The sequence below is a fragment of the Syntrophothermus sp. genome, assembly GCF_013314835.1.
Classification (GTDB): Bacteria; Bacillota; Syntrophomonadia; order Syntrophomonadales; family Syntrophothermaceae; genus Syntrophothermus; species Syntrophothermus lipocalidus.
The window spans coordinates 131,927-148,593 of the sequence record NZ_JABUEX010000001.1 but is presented as its reverse complement, the minus strand read 5'-3'; the positions used below and the strand labels follow the sequence as shown (position 1 = coordinate 148,593).

General features: G+C 52.7%; 11 protein-coding genes and 1 riboswitch. All 11 genes read right to left on the bottom strand.

What is annotated here, in order from left to right; genetic code table 11:
• Nucleotides 1-511 precede the first annotated feature (511 nt).
• A complete protein-coding gene (locus HPY90_RS00735; protein ID WP_287189969.1) occupies nt 512-1,021 on the bottom strand; it encodes a nucleotide-binding protein in 510 nt (169 codons plus the stop codon).
• 72 nt (nt 1,022-1,093) lie between these two features.
• A complete protein-coding gene (locus HPY90_RS00730) occupies nt 1,094-1,852 on the bottom strand; it encodes a sugar phosphate isomerase/epimerase family protein (protein ID WP_287189967.1) in 759 nt (252 codons plus the stop codon).
• 259 nt (nt 1,853-2,111) lie between these two features.
• Complete coding sequence (locus HPY90_RS00725) at nt 2,112-2,810, bottom strand: ECF transporter S component (protein WP_287189965.1); 699 nt, start codon at nt 2,808-2,810, stop codon at nt 2,112-2,114.
• Nucleotides 2,811-2,846: 36 nt separating this feature from the next.
• Nucleotides 2,847-4,388, bottom strand: a complete 1,542-nt coding sequence (locus HPY90_RS00720) for an S-layer homology domain-containing protein (protein ID WP_287189963.1) — start codon at nt 4,386-4,388, stop codon at nt 2,847-2,849.
• Nucleotides 4,389-4,436: 48 nt separating this feature from the next.
• The gene (locus HPY90_RS00715; RefSeq protein ID WP_287189961.1) at nt 4,437-6,149 is read right to left on the bottom strand and encodes an ABC transporter ATP-binding protein; all 1,713 of its coding nucleotides are present in this window, start codon (nt 6,147-6,149) and stop codon (nt 4,437-4,439) included.
• On the bottom strand, nt 6,113-7,027 hold the full coding sequence (locus HPY90_RS00710; RefSeq protein WP_287189959.1) for an energy-coupling factor transporter transmembrane component T: 915 nt from the start codon (nt 7,025-7,027) through the stop codon (nt 6,113-6,115). Before HPY90_RS00710 ends, HPY90_RS00715 begins: the two co-directional genes overlap by 37 nt.
• Nucleotides 7,028-7,047: 20 nt before the next feature.
• Nucleotides 7,048-8,241, bottom strand: a complete 1,194-nt coding sequence (locus HPY90_RS00705) for a DUF4430 domain-containing protein (RefSeq protein WP_287189956.1) — start codon at nt 8,239-8,241, stop codon at nt 7,048-7,050.
• A 64-nt stretch (nt 8,242-8,305) separates the two neighbouring features.
• Nucleotides 8,306-11,080: an S-layer homology domain-containing protein gene (locus HPY90_RS00700; protein ID WP_287189954.1), complete on the bottom strand. Its 2,775-nt coding sequence runs from the start codon at nt 11,078-11,080 to the stop codon at nt 8,306-8,308.
• Between the two features lie 205 nt (nt 11,081-11,285).
• A riboswitch (cobalamin riboswitch) is annotated at nt 11,286-11,522 on the bottom strand.
• A gap of 143 nt (nt 11,523-11,665) precedes the next feature.
• Nucleotides 11,666-12,262, bottom strand: coding sequence for a ribosome biogenesis GTP-binding protein YihA/YsxC (gene yihA / locus HPY90_RS00695; protein ID WP_287189952.1), 597 nt, complete (start codon nt 12,260-12,262; stop codon nt 11,666-11,668).
• The gene (gene lon, locus HPY90_RS00690; protein WP_287189950.1) at nt 12,259-14,655 is read right to left on the bottom strand and encodes an endopeptidase La; all 2,397 of its coding nucleotides are present in this window, start codon (nt 14,653-14,655) and stop codon (nt 12,259-12,261) included. Before lon ends, yihA begins: the two co-directional genes overlap by 4 nt.
• A 264-nt stretch (nt 14,656-14,919) precedes the next feature.
• The gene (lonB, locus tag HPY90_RS00685) at nt 14,920-16,590 is read right to left on the bottom strand and encodes an ATP-dependent protease LonB (protein WP_287189947.1); all 1,671 of its coding nucleotides are present in this window, start codon (nt 16,588-16,590) and stop codon (nt 14,920-14,922) included.
• Nucleotides 16,591-16,667: the final 77 nt, after the last annotated feature.

The following is a 16,667-nucleotide window of genomic DNA, read 5'->3' as shown; positions in this document are numbered from 1 at the left end:
ATTCTGAACATATGTCAATATAAGAATATTCTACCCATTATGGCCGACCCCGATAACCGATTCACCGCAACAAGTTGGCGGCCTCAGAAAGGTAACCCTTCTCTCTATCTGGCACTGGCACCAGAAACGTCGCCGGTTAAAGGCCCACATCAGTCTGTTAGGCGCCTGAAAGCTAGGAAAGGTGGGAAAGCAGTGAAAGGATTAATTTTTCGTTGGGCTGTTCGAAGGCTGGTTAAGAAAGGAACGGCAAAGGTAACCCGCCAGTTGGTCCGGGGAATTCTATACCCGGCAGGAACGGCTTTACTGACAAAAGTCATTAGCAATAAGACTTCCCCGCCATCGATTGAATCCTCTTTCTCGGCTTCGGACAGGATCATTTCCAAAGACTTATCTGAAGCGACTAACCACACTCCACCACAAAGCTCACAAGATAATCAAACGGCTCCTTGAGGTTCTCTACAGAAAGCTCCCATACCGTCTTCCCGGCCCCGGGAAGATCTTCGATGCGGGTTCAGCCGGGCACGGGATTGGCTATCCGCTCCTCCCCCCAGACCTCGATCAGGGTCATCAGCTTGTTCTCATTTTCTTTCCATTCCCGCGGGTTGACCCGGTTAGGAACGACGAGGTCAATCCCGGTTTCTTTTTGCCTTATCGATTGTACCTTTCTCTCTATCCGATCCAATTCATCCCTGTCCGGCATGTCGCCTGCGAACCCGATAACAGCCATGACCACATCAGCCCGAGCTAACACTTCAGCCCCTGGCGGGTCGGTAAGCTCCAGGTCAACCACCGCAACACCCGCTCTTTCATCTATTCCTTGCCTCAGTTCCTCCCAGGAGGCGAGCGCCAAGCCGGAGGGCAACCCGGACAACTTTTCCAACCACCGCCGAGCCGCCGAATCTCGCCCCATGTCCACGATAGCTACAGGGTACCCGCCGCGGGCCAAACCACAAGCCAGGTTCACTGCCAGAGTAGTCTTCCCTGCCCCTTCCCTAATAGAAGTAACCGCCAGCAGTTTCATATCCATCACACCTGCCATCCAGTCATAGTCAATAACCATCCATATTATGCCAAATAAAAACTCAACCTCAATTCAACTAACCCAAACGTCAGAAGGTCGTGAACGTGTCAGCAGACCGCCAATGCGCAGAGCTTGTGCATAAGCTTTTTTTATAAATGCCTCCGGATCCCCCCTGCTCCAACAACCATCGGCGCACACCTCCAAACTCAGGAGACCCCGGTAAGTGGCCTGCGGAAAAACCCTGCCGATTTGTTCCCAGTCGATAACTCCTTGGCCCGGCAGCCAGTGCCGGTCCCGCATCCCGTCGGTATCGGATAAATGCGTGGCAACCAAGCGCCCGCCCAGTTCCGAGAGCAATTGAGGACTGTCAGGGTTGTAAAGCAGGTCGTGCGAGCTATCATAACACAGCCCCAAGCAAGGGGATTCGATTTCAGAAAGAACAAGGCGAAGATAAGAGGTGTGGTCAGTGTTTTCCAGAGCCAGAATTATGCCCCCTTGCTCCGCGACTCTCAGGATGCGGCCGATGCTTTCCACGCCGTATTTCAATACACCCGGCGGGGCAGGTCCATCTGCTATGTGCATCACCATCACCGGAATATCGTACCTGATACAATCCTCAACCCAAGCTATGTGTTTCTTCACTTCGGCCTCTCTGACCGACCGGTTTTCGTTCCACAACGCGTTGCACCCGTCATATGGAACGTGTATGTTCTCCAAGAGCAAACCGGATTCCCGTACCATACGCGGCATGTTCTCCTTTTTAATTCCCGGATATCCCTGTTCGTCCTCCCACCAGACAGAAGTAGCACCAAACCCGGCCTCTTTAATCATCCTGAGCCTCTCGCTCAGCGGGAGTACAAACCCGAACCAAGAAAAAATACCCAATTGAAATCCTGAGCCGGGCAATCGCAACTCCCTCCATCTCTCGGCATGTATACCCCCGCCAATTCGCCGACTCGCTTGGTGCAGACAAAGGAACCCACACGAGGGATATCACAAACACACCTGTGTGCCCCTGGAACCCACCGGTGTGGCGCTATTGACGTGGATCAGAAAAATAGAACTCTGTTTTGGTTTTGCCTTTATAAAGCTATTCGATGTAATCGACCGAAAACCTTGTCTTGAACCGATACAAAATCGAATAAAACGGCTTGCCAAATACCATGGCAAAAACCACATTACCGATGGCGTGTAAAGTATCTGCCGGCAGGCTGGCCGCATAAGCGGCCGCAAAGGTCTTCCACGTCAACGGGTAAACAAAGCCTACCCAGTACCAAAAGTCCATCACCCAGCCGAAAAGATACCCGCACACCCCGCCCACAATCGCGAAAATAGCAGAATTAAATCCTTTCTGGTACCTGGCCAGCGCCCCTGCAATCACTCCGCACACGCCCCAGCAGAACATCTGCCAGGGAGTCCACGGCCCCTGTCCTAGAAAAAAGTTGGAAACCAAAGCGGCAACCGCACCGACCACAAACCCCATTTGCGGCCCAAAAACATACCCGGTTATCATGACCACAAAAGTCGTGGGCTGGAGCCCCATGATCGCCGCAAACGGTACCCGAGATATGGCAGCCAATGCCGACATAGTAGCGACAACCGCCACCTGCCTGGAGTTGACCCTACCCCATTCGAACCGCCACAATACAGCCCCGATAACCAAAGCGATACCCACGGTTAACAGTAAAGCCCAGTTCACTTCCCTGCTGAACCACAGCTTCGCCAACAAACCCGATATTAACGACAGGACCACAACCGTAAAGGTTAATTTAGGAGCTTTTCGGTTCATGTTTCATTGCCGCATCCTTCAATAATCGTTTCTCCCTCATTTCATTCCTAATACATTCCTTAATTGCGCGATGCTGTAAGCACACTGGGCCCTGGTGGCAGGAAGAGCTGCTTGGAAATCAGGATACAACAACCCGTTTTTCCGAGCTGCTTCTACAGACGCTGAATACCAGTATGGGCCGGCGGTTACGGAACCGGCTTTATCAGGGGGCAAGGCCCTCGCCAGTATACTCGCCAGTTCGGCTCCGGTGATCTTACCGTTAGGGTCAAATAAACCGCCAGGCTTGCCCTTCATATAACCTTTGCTTACCACGGCAGCGATAGCCTGACCAGCCCAGTAATTCTTAGGAACATCTGCGAATCCATTGCTGGCTTTGCCCTCGGCCTCTTCCAAACCCAGCCCTCTATACAAGAACACCGCGAACTCTGCTCTCGTTACCCGGTTTTCCGGCCTAAAACTCCCGTCCGGGTACCCGCCCAAGGCCTTTACCTGTACCAGCTTCATTATGGAATCGTAAGCCCAGTATTCCGGAGTAAGGTCGAAAAAAACGCTTTTCGACGCACTTTTCGATTGTTTCCAGTAGTTAACATTTACCGGAAACGGCTTTCCGGCCAAAGCCGTCACCGCATAGGCGGTCATTGTAACCGGCGAGGAGGCCACTCCTTCTTTCCAGTTGAAGGAACCATCGCTGTTTTGTAAGCTTAGAAGGTGAGTCACGGCGTTCTTTCCGTTTTTCGACCACTCGAGGCTTTGAGGGTCTTCCCCCGTAGCTATTAACCCCTGTATGACACAGGCATCGGAAGCGGCATTGGCACCGCTGGCCATCCACGCATCACCACAGTTGAATCCCCCGTTGTCCTCCTGACACCTCTTGATGTAAGCCAGCGCGTTTTTTACCGCAGTCGAATTATTGGGGTTTTCTCCTAAAAGCACCAAGACCTGAAGGGCTACTCCCGTATCATCTGCATCGCTCTGATACCCCTCCAGCCAGCTGAAGCCCCCGTCCCTGTTCTGGCGGGCGAGCAGCCACTCTCGAGCTTTGTCCTGGTTTGGTATCTTTTTGCCGTCAGAGGCCAGGCTCAGTATCGACCACATGTGGGCGTTTATCATCCCTTTTTCTCCTCGCCCGGGCTGGAAGAACGCCCCATCGCTCTGTTGAAAAGAACTTATCTTTTCCGTCAAGTCCAGCTCTTTATACTTAGGATCTTTTGCCGCTGCACTGAGAGCCAGTAACAAACGAGCATAATCACAGGTCTCTTGTATATCATCCTTACAAGTTTCTAGGTAATCCAAAGGGCTCTTACCAGACGGCGCCCACGCCGTGCCCGCGACATCTTCTCCCGCTGCCTCTAAAGCCATGATGACCCAGCAAGTGACCGCCTGGCTGCTCTCGCCTCCTGGTTTCGCCGGAAAACCACCGTCGCGGTTCTGGACACGGTGCAGGTATTGAATAGCTCTTGCCAGGCTGGATGCCGCCTCTGAACCCGTCACTGGGTAACCGGCCAAAGCTGCCTGCGAGCTCACCAAAACCAAAAACAGCGCTAAGCTAAGCCCTATTGCGAAAACTTTCTTTTTCACGCTTATGCACTCCCCCGCTTTTTGCTGTTTACCGTTTCGTCCTCGAAATTACCCCCGGAAGGAAGCCCCGCCCTCGTGTTCAAAGCAGTTCATCAAACTGACTAAGGCTTCCCTGGCCTGGTCGAAAGTAACTATGCCGGGAATCATGTTGTGGAACAGCTTGTTCAACTGCGGTGAATAAAAAGTTGAACCCGTAAGCACATCGTACTTGCTTCCTTGTTCCATAACCTCTCCTCCAGCCATCAACACTATCTCATCGGCGTACTCGGCAGCAAACTCGACATCATGCGTTACTACGACCACAGTAGCTCCCCCGGCTTTAAGTTCCAGCAAGATACCGCCCAATTCTTCTTTTAATCTATAATCGAGACCCCGGGTGGGCTCGTCCAAGAGCAGCAGCTCGGGCCTGGCTGCCAGAACCGAAGCCAGTGCCACCCGCTGGCGTTCCCCGGTACTCAAATCGCGAGAATTACGGTCAGCAATCGTTTCCAGGCCTAGCCTATTTAGAATCTGCTTCCCGGTTGCATCGTTCTCAACTCCCAGGTTTTTCTGAGTAAACTCTATCTCCTGCCTTACCGTAGGCATAAACAAATAATCGTTAGGGTTCTGCGATAGGTATCCGACCGTCTTTGCCAGCTCTTCAACGGGCAGCATTCTGGTATCCCGCCCCACAATGATAACCCGTCCACGAGACGGTCTGAGCAAGCCGTTTATGTTTTTGAGAAGAGTAGTCTTTCCTGCTCCGTTCCCTCCCATTACGACCACGAATTTGCCCGGCTGAATGGCTAAGTCTACCGATCTCAGCACTTCGCTTCCACCAGGGTAAGTGAACCACAGTTTCTGGACCTCTAGAGCAGGTTGCTTAGACTCAGCCTTGACCACGCGTAGCCTGCCCTCAGCACATGTCGAAGCTGGAAACCCGCGGTCCGAAGTCCAGTTCCTAAGAAGCCTTCGTCCTTCTTTGACCGTAACCGGAATGCTCCGGCTCCCCACGCTGGCGAACAACTTGGGCAGAGGAGGGACAAACGGCGTCCCGCCCCTCACAGCCCATTCAGCCATGGCCTCGGGAGCGTGGTGGTCATAAACAATCCTCCCCTCGTCCATCACCAGCACCCGGTCGGCCAGGTGAAAACACCTCTCCAGGCGTTGCTCGATCAGGACCACCGTGATACCGTTTTCCTCGTTCAGCCTCCTCACCATGGTGAGTATTTCCTCTCCCGCCACGGGATCGAGCTGCGATGTGGGTTCGTCTAGCAACAACACCTCTGGCTGCATTGCCAGGACCGATGCCAAGGCCACCTTTTGTTTTTCCCCGCCCGACAGCTCTGGAATAAATCGAGAAAGAGAGCCTGTTAACGAGAGAGCTTCCGTGACCTCCATCACCCGGCGTCTCATAAGCTTGGGAGGCAGCCCGAGGTTTTCAAGGCCAAAAGCGATTTCCTGCTCCACCCCGGTCATAACCATCTGCGCCTCGGGATCCTGAAAGACTATACCCACCTTCTGTACCAGGCTTCTTTTGTCGAGTTCCCGCAATTCGGTACCGTCGAGATAAACCCTGCCGCCGTATTTGCCCCCGTAAAAACCAGGGATCAAACCGGCTATAACCCGGAGCAGACTGGACTTCCCGCTTCCCGAACCCCCGATTACCAGAACGAACTGTCCCTCAGGGATAGACAAGTTGATCCTGTCTAAAGCCGGCTTTTCCGTGCCGGGATAGTAGTAGGTCAGATTTTCGATCTTAACCAAGGCCAACTTTCCCACCCCCAAGCGAGAACAGCAGGTACTGAAAACATAGCAGCCATGACCAAGGCCAGGCCGACTTCCCTACCAGTAATAGCCGCCAAGTGAGGGTAATACATATAATCGGACCAGCCCCGCCCCACGGCTACTAACGCGGTAATTGCTCCGATCATCACGCCTGCCAGTATCAACCAGTCCCGCGGTCGCCACAGCTCCCTCAGGTAATAGCTCCGAGGCCCACTCCCGAAGCCCCTAGCGTGCATGGACTCGGCCAGGAGCAACGAACGCTCAAGCGAAGAAAGCAACAGGACGCTGGCTACCGGAACCAGATTGCCCGCACGCTCCCACCACCTGCCGCCTTCGAACTTAACGCCCCGGCAGCGCTGGACCTCGGTTATCCGGTAAAAATCACCTACCATCAAAGGAAAAAGGCGGGTAGCAAGGGTTATGACAAGAGTGGACCTCGTCATCCATCTGCTGAGCAGGCTCAATATCTTGTCGGGGTGCACCGCATAGGTGTACAGGCAAAAAACGCTTATCACAACCAAGAGCCTCAGCCCCATGCCTGCTCCGTAAGCCAGGCCTTCCACGGTTACCCTCAAATGACGCAAAAGAGGCACCCTGGCCCCGGAGAACAGCGGGGTTGAACCAGCCTGCCCCACCACAGCGTTAATTAGAACGATTAAGAGAATCATGGCCAGTGTCAGCTTCATGTATGACCGCCATTCCCGAGCAGTATCAGAGGCGATAATGACCGCTCCAACTGCCACGAACAGGCCCAAGAGGTAAGCGGGATGAGAAAACACCAGGGACAGCAGGAATACCGCCAGGATAAATACCAGCATAGTAACCGGATGGAGCGTATGAATCAAGTTGCCTTTCTGCCGGTAAGCCAGCATCGCTACTTTCCTGCCTTCCCTTAGAACGGTAACCTCATTACTTTACCTTCTACGACAGCTGCACTGTACAGCCCGGATATTTTCTCCGGCCGCCCGGCCAGGGCCTCGACCGCTTGCTCCAGCCCCTCGCGGTCGATACCTATTACCAGCCACAGAGGACTGCCATCTCCCAGTCCCTCGCCGGTAGCCGCTATGACCGCAGCGTTAGTAGCATACACCCGCGCAGTCTCTCCCCTGTAATCGAGCAGTTCGACTCCATCCTCGGTGAAGTGGACAAACGTCCCGTTCCGCCGGTACCCTTGGTTCAGCTTGTCTAGGTAAGGGCTATCTTTTAGATGTCTCCACTCGCCTACCACGATGGTTGGTCCCGATCTCGGTGAAAGCAGGCTCTCGTTCAGAATTCGAACCCCAACCGAAGAAACTCCGCTGGCTTTTAGGGCCTCTTTCAGGGTCTGTCCAAGGTCCAAGCTCCCTGGAGCGCACAAAACGGTAGTTGGCCTTGTTTTCCCGCGGTAGCCATGGAGGAACGGCTCCGGGTAGCAGCCTATCACTGCCGAGTTAACCAATCCAAAAGTATCCCATGAATGGTAGTCCCACCACACCGAATCGCCAGCCCTCAGCTCGTAATCGCCTGCCCCTACGTCCGAGCAGATACCGTTGACAAAGAAAAACCAGTCTTCCCGTGGGCCTGAGAACCCCCCACTCTGCGACTCTACCCCGTTGATCCCGGTAATCAAGCCGCCGCTGTACCCCGTTTTCACCTGAGAGTTAGCTTGGAGAACATCGAACACGGTCCAGCCGGGTTCCATGCGAACCTTTTTGTCCAGAAGTTTCGAGCTTCCGAAGTCTTTCGTTACCACGAGGTGCACCGTAGCAGCGGTTTGTCCGGTTTTTCCCTCACCTTTTTCGAGGAAAGCATCCTGGTCAGAAGCGGTACCGGGACTTGCTTTTGTCCCGGTAGGCTCCTTAGTGTCCGCCGTTTTTCCAAGCGTTTTCTCCTGAACGGTATCGTTTTTTGCCTCACCGTCTTTGGCCGCTGCAGAAACAGGGATTCGATCCGCATCTTTTTCCGGGCCTGCGCTCTGAACAGCTGCTTCCTTTGTTTTATTGCCGGCAACATCATTGGCCGTCCGGTTGCCACAACCGGCAACCGTCACGGCCAGGAAGACAACCATCAGGACTGCCAAACAAAAACCCAGTCGGCGTTTTAACAAAACATCATTCCTCCCCCAAAGTCCCTGCTTAAACGGGGCCCTTCAACTCCCTGCGCCTTGCACCCTATTTTGACCCTGGTTCTGCGGCCTGCGATTTCAAATACCTGTAGACGACCACCGCCGCTTCTGCCCGGGTCGTGCTCCTTTGACCCTGGAAGGTTGATCCTTCACAGCCTCTCATGAGGCCGCGTTCTACAACGTACTCCACACTTTTCCGGGCCCAAGCAGGGGTAGATTCTTTATCTCTTAGAACTGTTTGGCTTAGCTGTCCGGGTGCTGGCACTGCGGGCATCCGGGCTAGGATCGAGGCCATCTCGAAGCGGGTTATGGTTCGGCCGGGACCAAAAGTACCGTCGGGGTAACCGCTGGCAATGCCCTGGTTGGCTACCGCCCCGATAACACCTGCAAACCAGTCTTCATACTTTACATCTCGGAAGCCAGTGCCTCTGACCTTGTCCGGAGTCAGGCCTAAGGCGTTTGCCACCATCGCAGCGAATTCTGCCCTGGTTACCGGACGATCCGGTTCGAAGCCCTTGCCGGTTCCGCGGACAACACCCTTGGCTGCCAGGTACTCTATAGCTTCCTTGGCCCAAGCAAAGTTCTCACCGACGTCGGGGAAAGAAATTGTCTTTTCCGGTTGTTTCGTCGCGACCACCTGGTTCGTCGGCGGCAACTCGATTACCGCAAACTTGGTAAAGTGGTCGGTTTTGAATACGGCCAACCCTTTCTTGGCGTCTATCAAGCCGGGAATAGGCACCCATTGTTTGTTCTTCTCGTCGTACCAAGCCGGGGTCAGGAGTTCCAGCTTCATGTCCTCGTCTACCGGCAGCTTAATAGTTACGGTGACGGGGGAGGCGAATTTGGTGCCGCTGGGCTCAAACTCATAAAGCGATGATGCGATTTTACCCGGGACCTGCACGTCAACTTGGGACGAATTCAATTCCTTGAGCGATATTTCTACCGTCTCGTTCAAGGCCTTGGCGGGTATGAGCAACGACACCTCCTGCTTGGTATCTGCCAGCACGGCTTCTTCCGTTCCAACCTTCACGGTTACGGATACCTGGTTTTCCGCTAACTCCTTTTTCAAAGCTTCGACCTCGGATTTTGACATGACCTGCTCCCGGTTGAGGATCTTGGTCCCGGTCAACACCTGCTCCAGCTCGCTTTGGTATCGGCTGACGGTTTCCTTAACCGCCTGCACAATCTCGGGGCTTATCGCTGCCGTCTGAACTTCTTGCAGGTATTTACCGCTAACGAGATCCTCCCATTTAGGACCGCCGGACATGGCGTTGGTGCTGTACCAGAAGATAATCTTGTCATTTTGACGCACCGAGCAGTCGCCGGGCAGAACACTCGGCATGCTTCCGTTCACACTGTAGCACCAGCCGTTCATCCCCTCGTTTCGTTCGCCTTCTATAGCAACCACCAGCCCGGGCCACTGGCTCGAAAACTCCCAGCTCAAACCCGTTTTGTCCAAAGCCCCCATCGCTGTCAGCCTGAATCTATCGTCGGGAGAAAGCTCCACCGAACCCGGTCCGTATAAGAGGTATCCATCCTTGCCGACCACCGCAATGTTCACGGATATTGTACCGGATCCAGGGGTCGTGCCTGACCCAGAATTCGCGGCAGCTACTGTTACCGTTGCCGTTCCGGTCAGACTCCCGTAACTCGCCCTCACCAGGGTGGTACCTGGAGCAAGGGCACTAAGCACGCCTCCAGTATCTATACTGGCGACACTGTCATCACTTACTTCCCATACTGCTTGCGATGTTACATCGGTTTCGGTTCCATCTACTTGGAATAATTGGGCTGTAAAAGCTTGTGTGGATCCCACGCTGACTGTGGCTTGCGGTGGGTTTACCAACAAGGCAGGTGTTACGGTAGCATCCAGCATCAGGTAGGCATCAAGAACCCAGGTGTTATCCATTATGTTCTTGCTGGTCCCGAAAGTTCCGTCCCCGTTAAGGGCTCCGGTCAAAAGATAGGTAACCGGACTGTTTTCTTCGCTGTTTTTCCAGGATCGGGGATCCATATTTAAAAGAGTTAAGGTATATATTACTTCCGCGGTGTCTATTGCAGGGTCGTCCCAACCAGCGTCATCTTGAAAACTGCCATTCTCTTTCTGTAGTGCTTTCAGCCATTCGAGGCCCGCCTCTATGGCCTGTGTCACAGCATCTGTCTGGTCCCCTAAGGCATAGTCCTTTAGATAATCCAAAGCTCGGATTGCCTGGCAGGTTGCCACAGTATCGTTCCAGGAACTGGTCCAAGCCCCGGTATTCATATCCCTTTGGCTTAGAATATACTCAATGGCCGCATTTTTATCGTAAACCTGGTCTATTACCCCTGCCCTTCCCAAAAGCTCAAAAGCCGCGATGTCGCCGAAAGCGTTGTCGTCAAAAGACCCGTTTCCCGTGCTTTTCTGACGGTCGTTCAGTATCTGAAGCAGTTGGTTGGCTTTCTCATTATCCCCGAAAGCCTGGACTGCCAGCAGATGCTGGGCCAGGAGTTTAGATGAATAAGTACCGCTAGGATTGGACAGTATCTGGTATGTTTTCGCCAGAACCTTATCCTTAAAACTCTGGCTCTCATAAACCCAGCTGCTCAAATCGACTCCGGCCTTATCAAGCACATATGCATCGTAAGCGCCGAAACTCGTCCAACCGTCATCTACTGGAGTCCCAGTTTGAAACAAGACATAATTATTCTGCACCGCCCTGGCGGCAAGGTCATCAAAACTCACCTGGGCTTCTGCGGTTCCTGGCAGAACAACCGTTGTTAACAAACTTGCCAATAAGCAAATCAATGTTATCAGACGATAACGTCTGCGGTTCTTATGCATAGATTTTAACCCTCCCTCAGCCAAAACCTTCACTAAACCAAACCAGCATCTTTCTTTAGACGTCAAACACCGAGTCTCCGTCTACGGCTACTCATTCGAACCAGAAACCAATTAAAAAACCCCACTTCCACTGAAAGAAGTGAGGTTCGTACTCATAAGCTCACATATGCCCTCATACCGCACTCCCCCTCTCATGCGGAAGGATGACGATGCGTAGTCTCGGGCAGGTCTCCTGACTCGCGGATCCTTGCTCCATTCCCACCTTCCCATCCGGCACGCAACCGGTTGGCTTAAAACCGGATACATGTTCGAACAGTGGCTTACCGGGAATGTCGCTCCCCGCTCACAGTGGCGCGACCGTCCAGGATTCTCACCTGGTTCCCTTTTTAACCTCGTCTCGGTTTCCCACCGGGACAAGGACACCCAAGACCTCGTATCATTCAGTTGTCGTTTGTATGTTGCATTAATATTAATACCACATTTGCTCAACAACCGGCAACCATTTTTGTTGTTTAGTGCCACACCGTACTAAAGAGTGCATTCTTAATTCTTAATTCTTAATTCTTAATTCTTAATTCTTAATTCTTAATTCTCAATTCCTACCATTTCACCAATAGCCCGTACCAGCTCATCCCTTCCCTCACCGGTGAGGCTGGAAAAACATAGCGGTGGATCTGATAAACGGAGTTCCCGCTGGATAGCCGCCAGTTGCGTTTTCCATTTTCCGCGGGCTATCTTGTCGGCCTTGGTAGCTACTACTATGCGGGGAATCTGGTGATAACCTAGCCACTCGCTCATGAGTTTGTCCGTTTCAGTTGGATGATGCCGTATGTCTACGACCTGAACAACGCACTTCAGCTGGCGCCTCTCCTTGAGGTACTTTTCTATCAAAAGGCTCCACCGCTTGCGCTCTGCCTGCGAGACTTTGGCATACCCGTAGCCCGGCAGGTCCACCAAAAACCAGGCATCATCGAAAAGGTAGTAGTTTATAGTCCTGGTCTTGCCAGGGGTAGAGCTGGTCAGAGCCAGGTTCCGCCGGTTGGCGAGGCAGTTGATCAAAGAAGATTTGCCTACATTAGACCTTCCAGCCAAAGCTATTTCCGGCAGCCCCGATGCAGGCAAAGATTCTATATCTACGTAAGAGCCCTTGAATTCAGCTTTCTTCACTCTCATGTTCTTCATTGAAGGGTTTGCTCGGCAACAGGTCCTATGACTTCTCCCAGGCTTTCTTTAGCCTCAGGCATTCCTCTAACCAGGGCCTTTTCCAGTACCTGGTCCATATGGTCTACCAACACAAATTCCATCTTCTTCTTAACATTGGCAGGAACCTCTTCCAGGTCCTTTTTATTTTCGGCAGGCAGAATGACTGTGGTAATGCCCGCCCGGTGAGCAGCCAGCACTTTCTCCTTGATCCCGCCTACAGGGAGAACCCTTCCCCTTAAAGTAATCTCTCCGGTCATGGCTACATCGCTCCGGACCGGCTGTTTGGAAAAAGCCGAAGCCAAAGCCGTAGCCAAAGCAATGCCCGCCGAAGGGCCGTCTTTAGGAATAGCCCCCTCTGGCACGTGTAGATGCACATCGTATTTCTCGTGAAAATCGGACTCGGTGATCCCCAGCTCCCCCGCTTTGCTTCTCACATAGGAAAGGCTGGCCTGGGCCGACTCTTTCATGATATCGCCTAGGTGTCCCGTCATCGTCAATTTACCGGTTCCGGGAAGCAAAGCGACCTCCACCGACAGGGTGTCACCACCGGTCTCGGTCCAGGCCATGCCGGTAGCAACCCCGACTTGATTTTCTTTTTCTGCCGTACCGTACCGGTATTTTTCTGCTCCCAGGAAAGTCGGTACCGAATTGCTGGTTACCCTAACCGACTTGTTTTTATCAGCCACCACTTCCCGAGCCACCTTACGGCAGATGGTAGCAATCTCCCGTTCCAAGTTACGCACCCCGGCCTCCCGCGTGTACTGCCTGATTATCTTGCGGATAGCGCCTTCAGAGAAACCGATATTCTTCTTTTTCAGACCGTGTTCTTTGATCTGTTTCGGTACCAAATAGTCCAGCGCGATCCTGGTTTTCTCCTCTTCAGTGTACCCGGAGATGTAAATGACCTCCATCCGGTCCAACAGAGGACGCGGGATGCTGTAGGGAGAATTGGCAGTCGTTATAAACATCACTTTAGATAAGTCAAACGGCACCTCCAGGTAGTGGTCGCTGAACATGTGGTTCTGTTCAGGATCCAGCACTTCCAATAAAGCCGAAGCGGGATCTCCCCGAAAGTCGGAGCTCATCTTGTCCACCTCGTCCAGCAAGAAAACAGGATTCTTAGTTCCTGCCTGCTTCATTCCCTGGATAATACGCCCAGGCAAAGAACCTACATAGGTGCGGCGGTGTCCTCTAATTTCCGCTTCATCCCTGATCCCGCCCAGAGACATGCGCACGAACTTTCTCCCCAAGGCCCTGGCAATAGACTTTCCGAGCGAGGTCTTACCCACTCCCGGAGGCCCGATGAAACACAAAATGGGCCCCTTCATTTTTCGAGCCAGCTTCCTTATAGCCAGGTACTCGAGTATCCGTTCTTTGGGCTTGGTCAAACCATAGTGGTCCTCGTCCAGTATCTTCTGGGCAACGTCAAGATCCAAACGGTCTCTGGTTTCCTGCGACCACGGCATGGAAAGCAGCCAATCCAGGTAGTTACGTACCACCACCGCTTCCGCTACCATGGGAGGCATCTTTTCCAGCCGCTCTACTTCTTTTAAGGCCTTCTCTTCGATCTCAGGTGGCAGCTTGGCCTGGGCTATCTTTTCCCTCAGTTCCTCTCCCTCTGCCACCCTTTCATCCTTTTCTCCCAGCTCTTTTTGGATGGCCTTCATCTGCTCGCGCAGGTAGTATTCTTTCTGGGTCTTCTCCATCTGCTTCCTGACCCGGATGTTTATCTTTCTTTCGAGCTCCAAGACTTCCATCTCTTTGGCCAAGATTTCACACAGTATCTCCAGCCGTTTCTTGACATCAAGTGATTCCAGTATCGCCTGTTTCTCATGCACCCGCAAAGACAGGTGAGAAGCGACAACGTCGGCTAACCTCCCCGGTTCCTCGATGGCCACCACCGAGACCACAGTCTCCGGCGGTATCTTCTTGCTCATTTTAACGTATTGCTCGAACTGGTAAATAAGAGTCCTCATCAAAGCTTCTATCTCAGGGGCTTTTCTGTCAGGGTACTCTTTGAACTCTTTGATGCCAACCTTAATAAAAGGCTCAAAAAAGATGTATCCCTGAATCTCGGCCCTGTTCAGCCCTTCCACCAGTACCCGCATGGTACCTCCGGGCATCTTTAGTATCTGCTTAATCTCAGCAATGGTGCCTATCTGATAGATGTCATCTTCCCCCGGATCATCGGTCTGGGCTTCCTTCTGAGTGGCCAAGAAAATCTTCTTGTCCTCAAGCATAGCCTCCTCAATGGCGTTGATGGATTTTTCCCGGCCTACATCCAAATGTATAACCATGTGGGGAAATACCAAAACACCTCTTAGCGGCAGCAGTGGGATTTCGCGATAGTAGTACTCCTTCCCCTCGTACACCCCAAATTACACCTCCTATTACGGCCAAACCGCAAGTATATTCTACTATATGAAAAAAACGAATGTAAGAGGGCATCAACGCCGGACAACCGGAAAATACCCGTCTCATTAGATTTTTAGCTGTTTTATTGTACCAGAAACCTATCCAGCGGTCATGTTTAAAATTATGGGTCAACTGCTTAAAAAGCCTTTTAATGAGTAAAAAATGAAGGCTTTTTGCCAAAAATGCCCCTCGGTTGAGCCGGTGAAAGTATGTTTTCAGTCTTAACAGTTAACCAAAGCACGTGGGTATCCTGATACAATAGAGTCCCGCGAAACATCAACCAAGACAGCGTTCTCGATTACCTGGGCAATGCTCTCCACTGGGACTACCTCTATGTCCTCCCAGTGTTCAAAAATCTCGAGCCAGTTTTCCTGGGGTATGAAAACCTGTTTAACGCCTGCGCGGCGAGCCGCCTCAATCTTGGGAATTACCCCTCCTACCGGTTTCACATTCCCAGCCACTGATATCTCCCCAGTCATCGCGACATAAGCCCTGACTGGCCATTGTTTTAGGGCTGAAAAGACCGCAACCGCCATAGCCACCCCGGCTGATGGTCCATCTACAGCCATCCCACCCGGGAAATTGATGTGAATGTCGTAATCCCCAGTCTTGAGCCCATATACCCAGCGGAGAGCGGTCATTACGTTCTCAACCGCACCTTTGGCCATACTCTTGCGCCTAAAAGCATGGCCAGAATCGCCGAACTCTTCTTCTTCTATCACCCCGGTCACCTTCCACCGTCCTTGCCCCTTTCTAGCCTTCATCGCGCAGACTTCAACCTCGATCAAGCGTCCCTGGTTAGCGCCGTGAACAGCCAAAGCATTTACCACTCCTACCCGGGGAGTAGGGCTCGGTCGGACCTCATAGCGCGGGTTGAATCTGCCGTGATTAACTACTCTGGCGAGTATTTCCCGATCTATCCTTGAGGCCCCTTTCACGGTTGCGATCCCCGCTGCCAACTGGATAATGTTCACCGCCTCCCTGCCATTGGTAGCGTAACGCGCAACCTCGGCCAAAGCGTCTTCGTCGATGGCACAACCGATCTTTTCCGCTGCCCTCCGGGCTATGAGCTGGATCTCGTCCCTTTCGAGCGGCCGGAAGAATATTTCCATGCAACGAGATCTGAGAGCAGCGGGAAGTTCTTCCGGAGACTTAGTCGTAGCTCCCACCAAGCGGAAGTCGGCGGGAAGCCCGTTCTGAAAAATATCGTGAATATAGGACGGGATGTTCTTGTCCTCCTGACTGTAATAGGCGCTTTCCAAGTAGACTTTTCTCTCTTCCAAAACCTTCAGGAGCTTGTTCAGGTGGGTTGGGTGCAATTCACCAATCTCGTCGATAAAAAGAATGCCGCCGTGAGCCTTGGTGACAGCGCCCGGCTTGGGTTGCGGGATCCCTGCCAATCCGAGGGACCCCGCCCCTTGATAGATCGGGTCATGAACTGAACCTATGAGAGGATCCGCTATATTTCGCTCGTCAAACCGGGTGATGGTAGCATCGATTTCCACAAACCGTGCTTGACCGCCGAAAGGAGAAAGGGGATCGGCTTTCGCGTACTCCAAGACCAGCCTTGCAGCCGCGGTTTTCCCGACTCCCGGAGGGCCGTAAATGATGACGTGCTGAGGATTGGGCCCGCAGAGAGCCGCTTTCAGAGCCTCGATCCCTTCTTCCTGCCCTACTATTTCTTCGAAACGGCTGGGACGGGTCTTACTCGATAAGGGCTCGGTCAAGGATATTCCACGGAGCCTTCTGAGTTTTTCCCGTTCCTTTTCCGAGTCTCGAAATACGGCCGCCTTGGTTCCCCTTTCCCTGCGCAACAGATGCCAGAAATACAATCCAATAACTATGCCGAAGAAAACTTGAATCAGGTAGAAAAATCCCCCTAACTCACTCAAGCGGTATCACCCTCATCCCTACGCTTTGGTGGTTATGCTACTACATATTATCTCCACCACCTAAGCTTTCATCAGGA